A 15,019-nucleotide genomic window follows, 5' to 3' on the forward strand; every position below is an offset into this window, starting at 1 on the left:
TGGCTCACGCCAAACATAGGCCACTGGCCACAACAAGGAGTACCCCGTGTCTGCACATGAACAATCCATCACCCTCGCCCGTCACGCCGCGCGTGCCGCCGCAGAGAAGCTTGCCGAGGACATTGTTGCCTTGGACGTCAGCGAGCGTTTGGCGCTCACTGATGTCTTCCTGATTGCATCGGCTCCCACCGAGCGTCAGGTCAACGCCATTGTTGACGGTATTGAGGAAGAACTGATGAAGCAGGACCTTCGTCCTGTCCGCCGCGAAGGACGATCGGAGGGCCGCTGGGTTCTCTTGGACTATGCGGACATCGTGATCCACGTCCAGCATTCCGAGGATCGCGTGTTCTATGCTCTGGAGCGTCTCTGGAAGGACTGCCCTGTGGTGGACCTGGAACTGGGCGATGACGCTTCTGCCAAGGCTGTTTCCGTGGAGGATTCGGAGCACTAGGGACAGCGCTCAGCCGAAATATGTCTGATTTGGAATTTTCGGAAACGCTGTTCTAAGATATTTGAGTTGCTTCGGCGCGGGTAGCCGAAAAGCTGAACGCGAAGCAGCAAGAATATGGGGCTGTGGCGCAGCTGGTAGCGCACCTGCATGGCATGCAGGGGGTCAGGGGTTCGAGTCCCCTCAGCTCCACCAACGAGGTTCTGTCTTCTTCATGAATCATATGAAGAGGGCAGGGCCTTTTTCGTTCCGGAAAATCTGCCGGGGCTTCTTGCCGGACAATCTCTCCGCTGAACTTTGGCTAGCTCGTTGATGTGGGGCACAACGCCGGCAACATGAACTCCCACATCTGTTCGATCCTTAACAGCACGTCTTCGCGTGATGCAAGGACGTCGGAAACCATCTGAACTCCGGTGAAGGACGCAACCAGGTATCTGGCAAAGGCCGCGGCATCCAGGTTGGCTCGAACGGTGCCATCTGCGGCTGCCTGCCGCAGCAGTTCCTCTGCTGTATTGATCCAGTCCAGGTAAGGGCCTGAGACATCAGCGTCGAAGGCGGAGGCTTCAAAAGTGAGCCGGATGCCTGCTTGAACCACTGGTTCGTCCAGAAGTTGTTGCCCGAACATCCTGCATAGCTCTATGAGCCTTTCCAAGGCGGGGGCATCCGAGGATGCTATGTCAGCCCCCGCCGCCAAGACGATGGCGTGCTGTTCCTCGATGACAGCCAACGCCAGCTCCCGTTTTGAGGTGAAGTGGAAGTACAGCGCACCCTTGGTGACGCCTGCGCGCTTGGTGATATCGGTCAAGCTGGCGTTCCCGTAGCCGACTTCCGCGAAAACCCGGGCGGCGCCTTCGATGACGGACAGCCGGGTGTCTTTCGCACGTTGTTGCATCTGTAGTGGGTGGCCTCTCAGGTGGGTCAGGAGACGGAGGGGCGGGCCGCCGTCGAGACTCCCCAACGCTACCACCGGCGGCTTGGCGGGTCACGTAGTGTAAAACCGACTGAACGGTTTGGTTTTGTTGGAAAGAAATTCTAGACTTCAGGGGGAGTCACGGCACTTTTGGGTGGCTCCGGCGCAGCTGGTTTTGGGGGGAGGTGCGGGGGAGTAATCCAACGCACCTCGGCTGCGGTTAGCCGCGGCAGGGCAGTCGGGCGGGGTGATGCAGCTCATGTTCCTGCGATTTTGCTTCTCACGTGAATGTGGTTAGTATTGACGAGTTGCTTCGACGGGAAGAGAAATCAAACCTCATGAAGGCAATGTACTTGCAGTAAAATCCGGGGCTGTGGCGCAGCTGGTAGCGCACCTGCATGGCATGCAGGGGGTCAGGGGTTCGAGTCCCCTCAGCTCCACTTCGGTAAAAAGACCCCGCTCACTGAGCGGGGTCTTTTTTGTTTGATTCGCGGGCGCTTCTGACTATCCAGCGGGGCGCGCGAATTCTGCACCGCTGACAAACTCGACGCCTTGGAAGGGCTGGTCGCCCACCACGTGGGCGTTGTGACCCGGCGGGATGGAATAGGAATCGCCGGCTGAAATACTGATTTTGCCGCCGTCGTTGGTTTCTACTTCCAAGTTGCCGGAAACGCAGAATCCCACGTGGCTTAACTCGCAGGAGTCAGTGCCAACTACCGGTTTTACGCAGTCGGCCCAGGTCCAGCCTGGTTCAAAGGTCATGCGGCCGATTGTGTATTCTCCCACGGTGACGAGGTCCAGCACCGTCTTGTCGGGGCGTCTCGTTTCGTCCGGGGAGTTGTGGGACTTTACTTCAAGGTTCGTGACAACATTGACACTCATGGCTTCTCACAGAGGGAGGGGAGCTTGATGATAGGTGGATCCCGGTGCCTGGCTCCAGGGGTCGCCGTGACCTATGCCTGCCACCGTTGGGGGCTCTCGCCAACCAAAGGCGTCGCAGGTGTTTGCGTCGTGCAAGCACTAGGTTCCTCCCAAGCCACCCTAAAGTCGAGACAGTTATGCATGAAAGCGAGAACCGCACCGTGACGGCAGTGGATGTTGAAGCGCTCTTGGTTAGCTTGAGCAGGCTACCTGACGTCGAAGCGGACAATCTGCAGGCATTTGATGCCACAGACAGGCTCCTGCTGGAAACGGCTGCAGATTTGCTTGGACCCGACACCAAAGTGGTTGTCATTGGCGACCGTTATGGCGCCCTGACCTTGGGCGCTTTGGCTGGGCTCGGCGTCGGGCATGTACGCGTCAACCAGGACCTTTTCACAGGGAGGCTGGCACTGAAAAACAACGCCGCTCCGGCCGGCTTGGAGGGTCGCTTCACCGAGCACCAACTGGGCCTGGATTTGCTGGACGGCGCCGGCGTGTTACTTCTGCAATTGCCCAAGTCGCTGGCTGAGTTGGAGGAAATCGCCGACGCCGTTGCCAGGTTTGCGGCCCCGCATGCCGTCCTGCTTGCCGGGGGTCGCGTCAAGCACATGACCCTTGGCATGAACGCAGTGCTGGAACGGTACTTCTCATCCGTCCAGCCTCAACTGGCCCGGCAGAAGTCCCGGGTACTGGTGGCGCGGGATCCCAAAGCGACGTCCACTGAGCTCCCCTTTCCGGTGGTGGAGTCCCTGCCGGAATTGGGTATCACGGTCTGTGCCCATGGGGCTGCGTTCTCCGGCGCCCGCCTGGATATAGGTACGCGCTATTTGCTGACGTTCATGGACCGCATGCCGGCCGCCCGGCAGGCTGTGGACCTCGGCTGCGGAACCGGTATTCTCGCCACGATGTACGCACTTCGCCACCTGGACGCCCGCGTGGTGGCCACCGACCAATCCGCAGCAGCCGTCGCTTCAGCCAAGGCCACGGCGAGGGCGAACGGGCTGGGTGAGAGAGTGGAAGTGATTCACGATGACGCCATGTCCACCCTGGAGCCGGGCAGCGCCGACCTTATCCTTTTGAACCCGCCGTTCCACCTGGGCGCAAGCGTGCACGCGGGCGCTGCGCTGAAGATGTTTCAGGCTGCTGCGCGGGTCCTGGCCCCTGGTGGAGAGCTGTGGACTGTTTACAACAGCCACTTGCAGTACCGGAGTGCCCTTGAACGGCACATTGGACCGACGGTGGAGGAAGGGCGAAATCCGAAATTCACGGTCACCCGCAGCCGGAAGTCCTGAGTCGGGCCCATCAAGGAGCTTCGAAAGGGCGGTCGCCCGCAATTCAGCGGCATCGTTACCAAGCCCTGATGCCGGTGTCAGCGTGTGCTCATACCCGTAACGGCGGCGGTATCGTACGATTCAGACAAAGACCAACTTTGACGAACTTCATCCCAATGACGAGGGGCATCAGTGACTGAGATCCGGCAGCCGACACCGAGGCGCGGAACCAACCTTCCCCGCATGGGGGACTTTAATCTAACCGTCATTCTGGAGGCGATCCGCCGATCATCGGGTGGCCTCAGCCGCGTTGAGTTGGCCCGGATCGTGGGACTTTCCCCGCAGACGATTTCCAATATTTCCAGGCGCTTGCTGGATCAGCAGTTGATTGTGGAGGCCGGCAAGGAAGGCTCAGGGCCTGGCAAGCCCAGGACCATCCTGCGCCTGAACCCGGCAGGCATGTACGCTGTGGGCGTCCATCTGGACCCGGCTGTCATCACCTTTGTTGTTCTGGACTTGCTGGGTGACGTCGTTAAGCATTCCCGGATGGCCACCCCTGGTGGCGATCCTGCCGGGGTGATCACCAGCATTGCCCAACAGATCAATATCCTCATTGAGGAATCAGGGGTGGACGCGTCCAAAATCGCCGGACTGGGCGTTGCCGTCCCCGGTCCGATCGACCTCGACGAAGGTTCCGTGGTGGAACCGCCGCTGCTGACGCGATGGAACCGTGTGCGCATCAGGGAGGCACTGGCCGAGGCCACAGGCATGGAAACGCTGGTGGACAAGGACGTGACCAGTGCTGCTGTGGCGGAAACGTGGGCTGGCGGTGCCAGCGGAGCCGGCAGCTTTGTGTTCATGTACATGGGAACCGGCATCGGCTGCGGCATTGTGCTCAATGACGAAGTAGTGCGCGGAACCTCGGGCAATGCCGGCGAAATCGGCCACATCGTGGTGGACCCCAACGGTCCCGAGTGTGATTGTGGATTGCATGGCTGCGTGAAGTCTTCCTGTATCCCGCAGGTGCTGGTGGCCGAGGCCGAAGCCGCTGGTGTGCTGGAAGGACACCGTGCCGGGGCGGACGGCCCCGAAGTCCAGGAACGGTATGCCCAGTTGTGCGACGCAGCCGACGCCGGTGACAGCAAGGCAATAGCCATCCTGGACAAGTCCGCAACCCTGGTGGCGCGCGCCGTTTCCGTAGTGACCAACACCCTGGACGTGGAGCGCGTCGTATTCGGTGGTCCGTTCTGGGGGCGGATGTCGCCCTACTTCATGGAACGCGTTCCGGAATTGTTGGACAAAAACAACGCAGCCCGCATGATCCACGATCTCGAAGTTGTGGGTTCCGGCGTAGGCGAAGACGTTGGGGCCATTGGTGCAGCCTGCTTGGTTTTGGAGCACATGCTGGCACCACGGGCGCAAAGGCTCCTGCTGGAAGGCTAGCTCGAGGCAGGACAACTGAATATCCGCAAGGCTCGGCCACGTCGCAGGTGTGTCACGGTGAAGCATGGGGGCTGTAGCCAACTTCGAGTGAATGGAGCACCATGCGCCGCCCAGTGATTAAAGCACCGGTGAAGTTCGCCGCCGCCCTTGTTTCCGTCGCTGCTGTCCTTGCGGCAGCGACGTCGTGTTCGCCTACGCCTGAGGCTGCGGTGAGCAAGACCCTGAAGATCGTGTACCAGAAGACCGATTCGTTCACGGCCTTGGATGCCGTGATGCAGGACGCCAAGAAGGAATTCGAAGCTTCCAACACCGGCGTCACAGTGGACCTACAGCCCATCCAGGCCAATGACGACGATTACGGTACCAAACTGGCCCTCGCTCAGCGGTCAAGTGACACGGCACCGGACGTCTTCTATGAGGACACTTTCAAGGTGCGTTCCGACGTCGACGCCGGTTACTTGCTCAAGTTGGACGGTTACCTTGAGAAGTGGGATGAGTGGTCGGCGTTCAACGAAGCGGCCAAGGAGGCTGGCCGCGCGGACGACGGCGGTATTTACGCGGTTCCGCTGGGCACCGATACCCGGGCAATCTGGTACAACAAGACCGTCCTGCAGAAGGCTGGAATTCCGGTGCCGTGGCAGCCGAAAACCTGGGACGAGATCCTGACGGCTGCCCGCGCCATGAAGGCTGCGGATCCCAATGTCATCCCTTTCAACATGTATGCAGGTAAAGGGACAGGCGAAGGCACGGTCATGCAGAGCTTTTATGAGCTGCTGTATGGCACTGACAGCAGCTTGTATGACGCGGATGAAAAGAAATGGGTAGTGGGGTCCCAGGGGTTCACGGATTCCCTGGCTTTCCTGAAGACCCTTTATGACGAGAAGCTTGCCGTGAGTCCTGCCGAAGCCTTGGACGCCAACGTCTGGAAGAAGGTTTTTGGCGAGTGGTTCCCGCAAGGAAAACTTGGCGCAACCGTGGAGGGATCCTACACGCCGTCGTTCTGGCAGAAGGGCGGCGCCTACGAGTGGGCCGGCTACGAGCAGGATATGGGCGTTGCGATGTTCCCCACCCAGAAGGGACAAGATCCCGGCGGCGTGAGCATGTCCGGCGGTTGGACGCTGGCTGTGGGGGCGAAGAGCAAGAACCCTGAGCTCGCCTTCAGCTTCCTCACCACGGCCTTGAACAAAAAGAATGCGCTTGCCTACGACATCAATAATTCCCAGATCGCGGTGCGAACGGACGTGGCATCGGAGCCTGAGTACTTGGCGGCCAACCCGTTTGTGAAGGACGTTTCAGACTTGGTGAAAGTGACGCATTACCGGCCCGCGACTGCTGATTACCCCAGGATTTCCACGGCTGTCCAGGTAGCTACAGAGTCCGTCATTACCGGTAAACAGGGTCCTGAGGAAGCAGCGGCTGAGTACGATGCCACCGTCCGTAAGTTGGTAGGTGAGGACAAGGTCCTGGAGAAATGAGAACTCGCCGCTTCCTGCGGCTGCTCCCGGTAGTTCCCTCCGTTCTTCTGCTCCTGGTGTTTCTGCTGGCCCCTGTGGCGTGGTCCTTTTACGCTTCGTTTACGGACGCCGCGTTGTCGGGGAAGGCGGCGAGGGATCCGCAGTGGGTGGGTGCGGACAATTATGTTCGAATGTTCAGCGATGATTCCTTCCCGTTGGCCGCGTGGCTCACGGTAGTGTTCGTCGCCGCGTCCGCTGTGTTGGGCCAGAATGTGTTGGGCTTGCTCATTGCCTTGCTGATGACGCGCTCGCGCAGGCTAGTGGCATCGTGGGTAGGAACCGCCGTGGTGGCGGCTTGGGTGCTCCCGGAGATTGTGGCTGCGTTTGCTGCGTACGCGTACTTTAATCGGGACGGGACGCTCAACCAAGTTCTGGGGGTCTTTGGGGGCGAGGGGCCGGATTGGTTGTACTCGTTCCCCTTGGTGGCGATCGTCCTGGCAAACACGTGGCGGGGAACTGCCTTCTCCATGTTGGTCTACCGCGCGGCGTTGGCTGATGTCCCGCGGGATGTGGCAGAAGCGGCCCTCATGGACGGCGCGCGCGGATGGCAACGGCTCGCCTTCATCACCCTTCCGCTGATCCGCAGCAGCATAGCCACCAACCTGATGCTGATCACCCTTCAGACGTTGGCGGTGTTCACCCTGATCTGGGTGATGACTGCAGGTGGTCCTGCCAGTGCCAGCACCACGTTGCCCGTATTGGCCTATCAAGAGGCCTTCAAGTTCGGTGACATTGGCTACGGTACCGCCGTCGCCTCTGTACTGATTCTGCTCGGGATGGTCTTCGGCGCGGTGTACGTGAAGCTGCTGCGGGAGCAACGGCCATGACCACCAGTCGACTGCGAGCGCAGCTGGGGAAGGAAAGCACGACGGCGGGTGGCAGCTCCAGGGCCAGGGCCAAACTGGGTGCGGATATTGCCCTGGCCGTGATCGGGGTGTGCTTTGTTGCGCCTTTGCTGTGGTTGCTGCTGGCCGCCGTTGATCCCCAGGCCGGTTACCAGACCAAGGTTCCGGCGGCAGCGTCCACTGAGAATTTCCGTGCTGTGATGACTCCTGAACTGCTGTTCCAGCCCTTGGCCAACAGTTTCCTGTTGTCGGCGGGTACGGCCGTGGTGAATGTCCTTGCTGCTGTGCTGGCCGCTTACCCGTTGTCCAGGTATCAGTCCAGGTTCAATAAGCCGTTCATGTATACGGTGCTGTTTGGGACCTCGTTGCCAGTGACGGCCATCATGGTGCCTGTCTATGGCTTGTTCGTTCAGCTGCAGTTTCTGGATTCCATGGCGGCGACGATCTTTTTCATGGCCACCACCACTTTGCCCATGGCGATTTGGATGACCAAGAACTTCATGGATTCGGTCCCTCTTGAACTGGAGGAAGCGGCGTGGGTGGACGGGGCTTCGACCCTGGCGGCGTTGCGGAGCGTTGTGCTGCCCCTGATGCGGCAGGGGCTGGGAGTGGTGTTCATCTTCGTTTTCATCCAGGCGTGGGGGAACTTCTTTGTTCCCTTCATCCTGTTGCTGTCCACCGGCAAGCAACCAGCCGCGGTGTCCATCTTCAGTTTCTTCGGCCAGCACGGCGCGATTGCTTACGGCCAGCTGGCCGCGTTCTCCATTCTCTATTCAGTCCCTGTGCTGGTGCTTTACGCGCTGGTATCCCGTGGCATGGGAAATTCATTCGCCCTCTCCGGTGCCATGAAGGGCTAGGCGTTTGTCAGTCGATGTCCTCGATGATTTCGCCGTAGGGTATGGATTCGTCCAGGTGGGCTTGGTGACCGGTGGACCCCGTGTTGTAGATGATTCGGACGCCGTGCCGTTGGTCTGCTGCTGATTGGAGCAGGACCGGCCGTATGGCGTCGATGACGTGCTGGTCCTGGGAGGCGAGGTAGTCCTGATAGGCGGCTGGTAGCTGATGCATGGCAAAAGGATAGACCTCCGAAGTCCACATGGGGAGGGGTCCCCATTGCGGCCTCGTTCCGGGAAGACTTGGATAGAGTGGCCGTTTGACATCAACGCCAGCGAGGGGACCACGAGTGCAACAGATCACAGCCATGGCCGGAATCGATGCACCGGATATGGCCCGTGCCCAGCAACTCGTTGGCAGCATCGTCCGTAGCTTCGAAAACAAGGTGGTAGGTCAGGCCAGGCTCCGCGAGACTTTGGTTATCGGCTTGTTGACCGGCGGCCATGTGCTGTTGGAAAGTGTGCCCGGCCTGGCCAAGACCACAGCTGCTCAAGCCATAGCTGAGTCGGTGAGTGCAGATTTCCGCCGGATACAGTGCACGCCGGACCTGCTGCCCAGCGACATCGCGGGTACGCAGATTTTTGACGCCGCCAAGGGTACGTTTGTCACGCAGCTGGGACCGGTTCACGCCAACATTGTGCTGTTGGACGAGATCAACCGTTCCAGTGCAAAGACGCAGAGCGCCATGCTCGAAGCCATGCAGGAACGGCAGACCTCCATTGGCGGCGAGTCCTATCCTTTGCCGCAGCCCTTCCTGGTGCTCGCTACACAGAACCCCATTGAGCAGGAAGGGACGTATCGTCTCCCAGAAGCACAGATGGACAGGTTCATGCTCAAGGACGTTCTGGACTATCCGAGCCCTGCGGAGGAAGCCGAAGTCATCCGGCGGATTGACGCCGGCGTGTTCAGTGCAGAGCAGAAGCCCCCGGCTGCTGCCTCCCTTGACGCCGTGGTTCAGGTTCAGGACTTGGTGCGCCGGGTCTATATAGATCCGGCAATCGTCCGGTACATCGTCGGGCTCGCCTACGTCACCCGCAACGCTTCACAGTATTTGGAGCCCCGGCTGGCCAACGTGGTGGAGTTCGGGGCCAGCCCGCGGGCGAGCATAGCCTTCAGCCAGGCAGCCCGGGCCATGGCACTGCTCAAGGGGCGCGACCACGTCATTCCTGAGGACGTCAAGAACCTTGCGCACAGGATACTGCGCCACCGGATCATTCTCGGATTCGATGCCGTGGTGGAGGAAATTTCCGTGGAGACCGTGATCGATGCCGTGTTGGCATCCGTGCAAACACCGTAGCGGGGACGCCACGTGCCCAGCCTCCTCCGACGCGTTAAGTCGAAGATGTTCATCTTCGCCCACCGCAGGACACTGACCCTTCTGGACGGCGAATACGGTTCGGTCTTCAAAGGCCGCAGCCTGGACTTTGATGAACTCCGCGCGTATGTCCCTGGTGACGAGGTCCGCGATATCGACTGGAAGGCCACAGCACGCCACGGATCACCCCTGGTTAAGCGCTATGTGGCAGTTCGCCGGCACACGGTCCTTCTCCTGGTGGATACCGGCAGGAACATGGCCGCACAAGCATTGTCCGGGGAGTCCAAGAAAGACATCGCCGTGCATGCGGCCGGCGTGCTGGGTTATCTGGCTTCCCGTCATGGTGACGACGTAGGTCTCCTGCACGGAAACGGCACTGAGTCCAGGTTCCTCGCGCCCCGCAGCGGTGAGGAACACCTGGAACGGCTGCTCCGCGAAGTGGATGCGAGCGCCTCGCTGGACGGTCCAGCCAGTGGCATCGCCGAACAACTGGACTACGCGTTGAGGTACCTGAAGGGGCGTTTGCTGATTGTCGCCGTCGCGGACGAGTTCCTGCCGGACACCCGCACCGAGACCCTGATGCGTCGGCTGCGCGGCCGGCACGAGGTGCTGTGGCTAACGGTCCGTGACGCCGAACTCGCTGCCGGGCCCGCCGCTGAAATCACTGCCAAACCAGGGAGCCGGGGGCAGGACAGCACGGATGTAGGCACCGGGCAAGGAATTCCCCTGCCCTTGGCCGTGGACGCCAAGGTACGTGCCGCATACAGGGCGGCAACGATCGAACGCGAACGGCGGCGGCAGGACGTGTTCTACCGGCTCGGAATCGCTGAGGAACAAACAACCGGTAGCGACGACGTCCTGACGTCAGTCTTCGCTCTCCTCGAAAAGCACCGCTCCCGAGCCTTCACTGCAAGGATCTCTACCAAGGGCGGTTCCCGTGCAGGATGAAGCGGGCTTCTATTCGCCCCTGCAGTATGAACCGCAATGGTTGTGGCTCGGACTCACGCTCGTGCTCCTCACAGGAGCCTGGTACGGGTGGATCCTCGTGTCGGGCCGCACGAAGGCGCCCGCCCGGCAGAACGCCCCGGCCCGCCAGGTACGCCACCTCGAGACACTTCGAGCCGCTTGCCTGTCTGCAATCGACGCCACAGCAACGGACGCCGACGCCGGCCGCTTGCCGGAGCGCGACGCCCACCAAAGGCTCAGCTTCCTCGTGCGGGAGTTCGCCGGAGCGGCCACGGGCCTGCCCATGACCTCCATGACCCTCGAAGACCTCCACCGCCACCAATTCAAGGATCTGGCGGCAGGAATAGCCGGCATCTATCCCAACGAATTCGCGCCCCTGCCGGTCCAGTCCGTCAGGAAATCCGCAGAAGCGGCACGTCAGGTGGTACGCGCATGGAACTGAGCTACTGGTGGATACTTCCCCTGGCCGCAGCCGCGGTGACCATCACCGCCTGGCTGTACCGCCCTCGCCGACCCCCAAAGACCAGGCCCATCGCCCACGGTGAGCGGCTCACCGCCCTCCCCGAATACCAGCAAGCCCTTCGCCGGCACCGCACACGCCTGACGCTCGCGGTAGCGCTGGGCGCCGTGTTCCTCGCTGCCACTGCCACGGCCGCTGCAAGACCCATCCACCGCACAACAGAGCAACCTGAAATCAGGAACAGGGACATTGTGCTGTGCCTTGACGTATCCGGATCCATGACCAGCACGGATGCCGCCATCGCAGCAGTATTCGAAGACCTGGCCAAGGAATTCGACGGCGAAAGAATCGGGATGGTCATCTTCGACAGCAGCAGCGTCCAACTCTTCCCGCTTACCGACGACTACCAGTTCGCCGCCGAACAGCTCACCCAAGCCAAGGAAGCCCTGGACAGCGGTGCGGGGTCCTTCTTTGACGGCACATGGAACGGGGAAGGCTCCTCACTCATAGGCGACGGGCTGGCATCCTGCGTGCAGAGCTTCCCCGGCACTGAGTCAGGGGAGCGCTCGCGGTCCGTGGTGCTCGCCACGGACAACTTCCTCTCAGGGAACCCGATCTTCACCTTGGAAGAAGCCGCAGCCCTGGCCGCCGACAAAAAGGTGAAAGTCCACGCTCTCAACCCCGGAGACATGGACTATGGCGGGCAACCCGACCAGCCAGGTGCGCTGCTCAAGGCAGCAGCAGAACGGACCGGCGGCACCTACTTCACCCTGGATAGCCCGGACGCCGTGCCCGGGATTGTCAAGGAAGTGCAGGAAACCGAAGCCACAAGCTACCTTGCAGCGCCCCGGGTAGTGATCGCCGATGCCCCTGACTGGCCATTGGGAGTTGCCCTGATTGCGGGTACGGGAATGCTGCTGCTCGGATGGCGGCTGGAGCCATGACCTTCGCCCCCATCATCCCCTGGCCCCTGCTGGCCTTGGCCTTCGCCGGCATACTGGGCTTTACTGCCTGGACCATGCTGCGCCATGGACGGACCATGCTGCGCCATGGACAAAGCCGGCCGCGGCGAACCTGGAAGCCCGCAGCCCTGCGGAGTGCCGCCGTCGTTCTTCTGCTCCTCGCAGCATTGCGACCCGGCTGGTCCGGAGGGCAAGCCCAAACCGGCACGGCAGACCTGGACGTGTTCTTCGTCGTAGACACCAGCACCAGCATGGCCGCAGAAGATTACAACGGAACCAGCACCCGGCTTTCAGGAGTCCAACACGACGTCATAGCGATCGCTAAAGAACTGGCCGGAGCCAAATTTTCGCTCATCACCTTCGACAACAAAGCCAACGTCCGCATGCCCCTCACGCAGGATGCAACAGCACTACAAACCGCCATGGCCACCCTGCAACCCCAAAACAGCAGGTACGCCAAAGGAAGCAGCGTGACCGGTGCGGCGCAACTCCTGAAAGAAAGGCTCGAAGCGGCCAAGCAGCAACACCCGGGCCGCCCAGCGCTGGTCTTCTACGCCGGCGACGGTGAAAACACCAGTGCAGAAGCGCCGGCCCCCATGGACGCCGGCAACGTGGCCGGGGGAGCGGTGCTCGGTTACGGAACCAGCCAAGGCGGCCGGATGAAGGAAACCTCCAGTGCCGACGCCGGCTATGTGAGGGACAAAACCTCCGACACCCCGCAGGACGCCATCTCACAAATCGACGAAGACCAGTTGCGCGCCATCGCAGAGCAGCTCCACGTCCCTTACACCCACAGGACAGGCACCCAGCCAACCTCAGACATGCTGAGCCAATCCCGCCCGGGCGCCATGACCGCGATGACCCACGACGGCCCGGGCCGCGTGGAACTTTACTGGTTGCTCGCCCTGGCCGCTTTCCTCTTGGCAATCCACGAGCCTCTGCGGCACTTCAGCTCTCTCCAATCGCTTCGGCCTGCCGTGCGGAAGGAGCCCACCCCATGAACCGCCACAACGAACGACGACGGCGGAGCCGACTTGCGCTCTGGTCAGCACCACCTGCGCTGCTCGCGCTCGCAGTTGCGGCGAAGCTCCTGAGCGTTGGTGTTTTGGGTGCATCTGCCGGGCAGTCGTTTGAAACCGGCGAACGGGAGGGGCTGGCCAACGCGGCGTCATGGCTGCAGGTGGCGAACATCCTGGAACCACATAAGGGACTCTTCGCCTCGGGAGATGCCCACGTTTTGGCGGGTGACTTTGCTTCTGCACGGAAGGACTTTGAGTCGGCGTTGGGGGCCGAGGCCGGCGTTGACGAATGCAAGGTGCGCGTCAACCTTGTGTTGAGCATTGAGAAGCTGGGGGATGGGGTTGGGGAACCGGATGCAGCAGCCCAATTGTTCAAGGAAGCCAAGGCCGCAGCTGAAAGTGCTCCGCCGCAATGCCATACGGCAGGTCCGGCAAACTCAGCCGGAGAGGGCGAGAGCCTGGATGCGGCTGAGGACCGTCTCAACGGCAAGATCTCCGCGGGTGAGTCGCCCGCCGAGAATCCACCCACATCCAACCAAGACACGCAGGCACCGCCCAACCAGGGGCAACTCCAGCAGCTTGAAGAGAACGCGCAGCAGGCCCAGCGTGAGCGTTCCGAGGGGCAGGAACGGGGCGAGTACCTGCGTGGGCCGGACAAGGCCCCGGGTGTGGACCGGCCATGGTGAACTTTTTCGGCGAACAATATTCACGCAATCGCTGACACAGAGCGTAAAACTGCGTCTTAATTCGGCGTTCGAGTTGAACCGCCCCTTGCCGCCGTCCTAGAGTCGTAAACAAGTTACCGCGGTAACGTGTCAGCGATCCTCCGTTGGATCCGCCCCGCAAGGGTGGTGAGGAGGGTGTGGGTGCCCCCATGTGGGCCTGACATTTGCACACGGACAACTTCATTCCCGGCGTAACAGTCGCTGCTGCGTCCTGCTGGAGTTCCTTCGTGTATCCCAAACTCAATTCATCGATCATGCATTCTCTTGATCCAGCGGATCCAGAGAATGACGTTCGATGACGCACAGCCAAGGACGCAAATGTCTCCACCAAGCCTTATTGACGTACATCCCAACCTTGCCGGAACAGCTCCCGTAGCACTGTCCTACGAACTGTTCCCGCCCCGTTCGGCCGCAGCCGCAGAAACCCTGTGGACCACCATTCGCGAACTCGAAGCCACTGAACCCGACTATGTGTCGGTGACTTACGGCGCCAGCGGGTCCAACCGGGATACTGCAGTTGACCTGATCAACCGGCTTCTGCTGGAAACCACCCTCCGTCCGTTGGCTCACTTGACGTGTGTTGGCAATACTCCGGCCGAGTTGGCGGAGATCATCGGTGAACTGCTGGATCACGGTGTTCGCGGCATCCTCGCACTGCGGGGTGACCTTCCCAAGGACGGGAGCCAGCCGGCCAGCGGTTCGCTCCGCTACGCCCAGGACCTGATCGAACTGATCCGCCGCGTGGAGCAGCGCCGTTCAGCACTCCTGTGCGCAGGCAAAATTGCGGTCGGTGTTGCGGCTTATCCCACCCGCCACCCTGAATCGCCCAGCGTGGGACATGACGTTGAGGTGCTCCTCGCCAAGCAACGTTCGGGTGCGGATTTCGCCATCACCCAGGTGTTCTTCCACGCCACCGAGTACGCGGACCTTGTGACCCGTGCCCGTCGGGCAGGAGTGACCATTCCGATCATCCCGGGAGTCATGCCACTGACCAGCCTCAGGCGACTGAAGCGGCTGGGTGAGTTGGCCGGCGTCGACCCCTCCGTGGAGCTGATGGAGCGCCTCGGCGCCGTGGACACCGAAGCTGAGCGCCGCCGCATCGGAGTCAACGCCACCGTGGACCTGGCCAACGCGGCGTTGGACGCCGGCGCGCCCGGCATCCACTTGTACACCTTCAACGAGCACGCCCATGCACTGGACGTACTGGACAAGTTGGCGCTGCCACGGGCCGCGCGGCCCACAAGCCGCCTCGGCGCGAACGCCCGCCGCCAGGAATTCGCCAGCTGATCCTTTCGCTGCAAAGCCGCCGGATCCTTCCGGCTCCCC

At 61.3% G+C, this 15,019-nt stretch carries 16 protein-coding genes and 2 tRNA genes; 15 read left to right on the forward strand and 3 right to left on the reverse strand.

Annotated elements, in window-relative coordinates; translation table 11 throughout:
- Positions 1 to 46 precede the first annotated feature (46 nt).
- Positions 47 to 451 carry a ribosome silencing factor gene (gene rsfS, locus J7I86_RS00375; RefSeq protein WP_024816897.1) on the forward strand — a complete coding sequence of 135 codons (405 nt, stop codon included), beginning with the start codon at positions 47 to 49 and terminating at the stop codon, positions 449 to 451.
- A gap of 116 nt (positions 452 to 567) precedes the next feature.
- Positions 568 to 643 (forward strand) — tRNA-Ala (locus J7I86_RS00380).
- 106 nt (positions 644 to 749) lie between these two features.
- On the opposite strand, the gene J7I86_RS00385 is transcribed toward J7I86_RS00380, so the two are convergent.
- Positions 750 to 1,340, reverse strand: a complete 591-nt coding sequence (locus J7I86_RS00385) for a ScbR family autoregulator-binding transcription factor (protein ID WP_214814794.1) — start codon at positions 1,338 to 1,340, stop codon at positions 750 to 752.
- 385 nt (positions 1,341 to 1,725) lie between these two features.
- Between J7I86_RS00385 and J7I86_RS00390 the strand changes: the two genes are divergently transcribed.
- Positions 1,726 to 1,798, forward strand: a tRNA-Ala gene (locus J7I86_RS00390).
- A gap of 64 nt (positions 1,799 to 1,862) precedes the next feature.
- On the opposite strand, the gene J7I86_RS00395 is transcribed toward J7I86_RS00390, so the two are convergent.
- Positions 1,863 to 2,240: a cupin domain-containing protein gene (locus J7I86_RS00395; protein ID WP_214814796.1), complete on the reverse strand. Its 378-nt coding sequence runs from the start codon at positions 2,238 to 2,240 to the stop codon at positions 1,863 to 1,865.
- Between the two features lie 176 nt (positions 2,241 to 2,416).
- Here J7I86_RS00395 and J7I86_RS00400 point away from each other — a divergent pair, with 176 nt between their 5' ends.
- From J7I86_RS00400 to J7I86_RS00420, 5 genes are all read left to right on the forward strand, one after another.
- Positions 2,417 to 3,571: a methyltransferase gene (locus J7I86_RS00400; RefSeq protein WP_214814798.1), complete on the forward strand. Its 1,155-nt coding sequence runs from the start codon at positions 2,417 to 2,419 to the stop codon at positions 3,569 to 3,571.
- Positions 3,572 to 3,793: 222 nt separating this feature from the next.
- The gene (locus J7I86_RS00405) at positions 3,794 to 4,993 is read left to right on the forward strand and encodes an ROK family transcriptional regulator (protein WP_286179075.1); all 1,200 of its coding nucleotides are present in this window, start codon (positions 3,794 to 3,796) and stop codon (positions 4,991 to 4,993) included.
- 101 nt (positions 4,994 to 5,094) lie between these two features.
- Positions 5,095 to 6,468 carry an extracellular solute-binding protein gene (locus J7I86_RS00410; protein ID WP_214814802.1) on the forward strand — a complete coding sequence of 458 codons (1,374 nt, stop codon included), beginning with the start codon at positions 5,095 to 5,097 and terminating at the stop codon, positions 6,466 to 6,468.
- Positions 6,465 to 7,334: a carbohydrate ABC transporter permease gene (locus tag J7I86_RS00415; RefSeq protein ID WP_214814805.1), complete on the forward strand. Its 870-nt coding sequence runs from the start codon at positions 6,465 to 6,467 to the stop codon at positions 7,332 to 7,334. Before J7I86_RS00410 ends, J7I86_RS00415 begins: the two co-directional genes overlap by 4 nt.
- A complete protein-coding gene (locus J7I86_RS00420; RefSeq protein ID WP_214814807.1) occupies positions 7,331 to 8,209 on the forward strand; it encodes a carbohydrate ABC transporter permease in 879 nt (292 codons plus the stop codon). Before J7I86_RS00415 ends, J7I86_RS00420 begins: the two co-directional genes overlap by 4 nt.
- A gap of 7 nt (positions 8,210 to 8,216) precedes the next feature.
- Here J7I86_RS00420 and J7I86_RS00425 read toward each other — a convergent pair whose 3' ends face one another.
- Complete coding sequence (locus J7I86_RS00425; protein ID WP_214814809.1) at positions 8,217 to 8,450, reverse strand: hypothetical protein; 234 nt, start codon at positions 8,448 to 8,450, stop codon at positions 8,217 to 8,219.
- Between the two features lie 85 nt (positions 8,451 to 8,535).
- Between J7I86_RS00425 and J7I86_RS00430 the strand changes: the two genes are divergently transcribed.
- The 7 genes from J7I86_RS00430 to J7I86_RS00460 all read left to right on the forward strand — a co-directional run bounded on the left by J7I86_RS00430 (position 8,536) and on the right by J7I86_RS00460 (position 14,980).
- Positions 8,536 to 9,543 (forward strand): MoxR family ATPase, encoded by a 1,008-nt coding sequence (locus tag J7I86_RS00430; protein WP_214814811.1) that lies wholly within the window; start codon positions 8,536 to 8,538, stop codon positions 9,541 to 9,543.
- A 12-nt stretch (positions 9,544 to 9,555) separates the two neighbouring features.
- The gene (locus J7I86_RS00435; RefSeq protein ID WP_214814813.1) at positions 9,556 to 10,509 is read left to right on the forward strand and encodes a DUF58 domain-containing protein; all 954 of its coding nucleotides are present in this window, start codon (positions 9,556 to 9,558) and stop codon (positions 10,507 to 10,509) included.
- Entirely contained in the window at positions 10,499 to 10,969 is a 471-nt protein-coding gene (locus J7I86_RS00440) for a hypothetical protein (RefSeq protein ID WP_214814815.1), read from the forward strand. The genes J7I86_RS00435 and J7I86_RS00440 overlap by 11 nt, the downstream gene beginning before the upstream one ends.
- Positions 10,960 to 11,931 (forward strand): VWA domain-containing protein, encoded by a 972-nt coding sequence (locus J7I86_RS00445; protein ID WP_214814817.1) that lies wholly within the window; start codon positions 10,960 to 10,962, stop codon positions 11,929 to 11,931. The genes J7I86_RS00440 and J7I86_RS00445 overlap by 10 nt, the downstream gene beginning before the upstream one ends.
- Complete coding sequence (locus J7I86_RS00450; RefSeq protein ID WP_214814819.1) at positions 11,913 to 12,950, forward strand: VWA domain-containing protein; 1,038 nt, start codon at positions 11,913 to 11,915, stop codon at positions 12,948 to 12,950. Before J7I86_RS00445 ends, J7I86_RS00450 begins: the two co-directional genes overlap by 19 nt.
- A complete protein-coding gene (locus J7I86_RS00455; RefSeq protein ID WP_214814821.1) occupies positions 12,947 to 13,654 on the forward strand; it encodes a hypothetical protein in 708 nt (235 codons plus the stop codon). The genes J7I86_RS00450 and J7I86_RS00455 overlap by 4 nt, the downstream gene beginning before the upstream one ends.
- Before the next feature lie 357 nt (positions 13,655 to 14,011).
- Entirely contained in the window at positions 14,012 to 14,980 is a 969-nt protein-coding gene (locus J7I86_RS00460; RefSeq protein WP_214814823.1) for a methylenetetrahydrofolate reductase, read from the forward strand.
- The last annotated feature ends 39 nt before the right edge of the window (positions 14,981 to 15,019 follow it).

Source organism: Arthrobacter sp. ISL-95 (assembly GCF_018613695.1).
Classification (GTDB): domain Bacteria; phylum Actinomycetota; class Actinomycetes; order Actinomycetales; family Micrococcaceae; genus Arthrobacter.

Bases quoted from the DNA above. Each gene is read 5' to 3' on its own strand.
- J7I86_RS00405 (WP_286179075.1), top strand. From the start codon at position 3,794: ATGGGGGACTTTAATCTAACCGTCATTCTGGAGGCGATCCGCCGATCA.
- J7I86_RS00425 (WP_214814809.1), bottom strand. From the start codon at position 8,450: ATGTGGACTTCGGAGGTCTATCCTTTTGCCATGCATCAGCTACCAGCC.
- J7I86_RS00395 (WP_214814796.1), bottom strand. From the start codon at position 2,240: ATGAGTGTCAATGTTGTCACGAACCTTGAAGTAAAGTCCCACAACTCC.
- J7I86_RS00450 (WP_214814819.1), top strand. From the start codon at position 11,913: ATGGCGGCTGGAGCCATGACCTTCGCCCCCATCATCCCCTGGCCCCTG.
- J7I86_RS00385 (WP_214814794.1), bottom strand. From the start codon at position 1,340: ATGCAACAACGTGCGAAAGACACCCGGCTGTCCGTCATCGAAGGCGCC.
- J7I86_RS00400 (WP_214814798.1), top strand. From the start codon at position 2,417: ATGCATGAAAGCGAGAACCGCACCGTGACGGCAGTGGATGTTGAAGCG.
- J7I86_RS00420 (WP_214814807.1), top strand. From the start codon at position 7,331: ATGACCACCAGTCGACTGCGAGCGCAGCTGGGGAAGGAAAGCACGACG.
- J7I86_RS00445 (WP_214814817.1), top strand. From the start codon at position 10,960: ATGGAACTGAGCTACTGGTGGATACTTCCCCTGGCCGCAGCCGCGGTG.
- J7I86_RS00415 (WP_214814805.1), top strand. From the start codon at position 6,465: ATGAGAACTCGCCGCTTCCTGCGGCTGCTCCCGGTAGTTCCCTCCGTT.
- J7I86_RS00460 (WP_214814823.1), top strand. From the start codon at position 14,012: ATGTCTCCACCAAGCCTTATTGACGTACATCCCAACCTTGCCGGAACA.
- J7I86_RS00455 (WP_214814821.1), top strand. From the start codon at position 12,947: ATGAACCGCCACAACGAACGACGACGGCGGAGCCGACTTGCGCTCTGG.
- J7I86_RS00410 (WP_214814802.1), top strand. From the start codon at position 5,095: ATGCGCCGCCCAGTGATTAAAGCACCGGTGAAGTTCGCCGCCGCCCTT.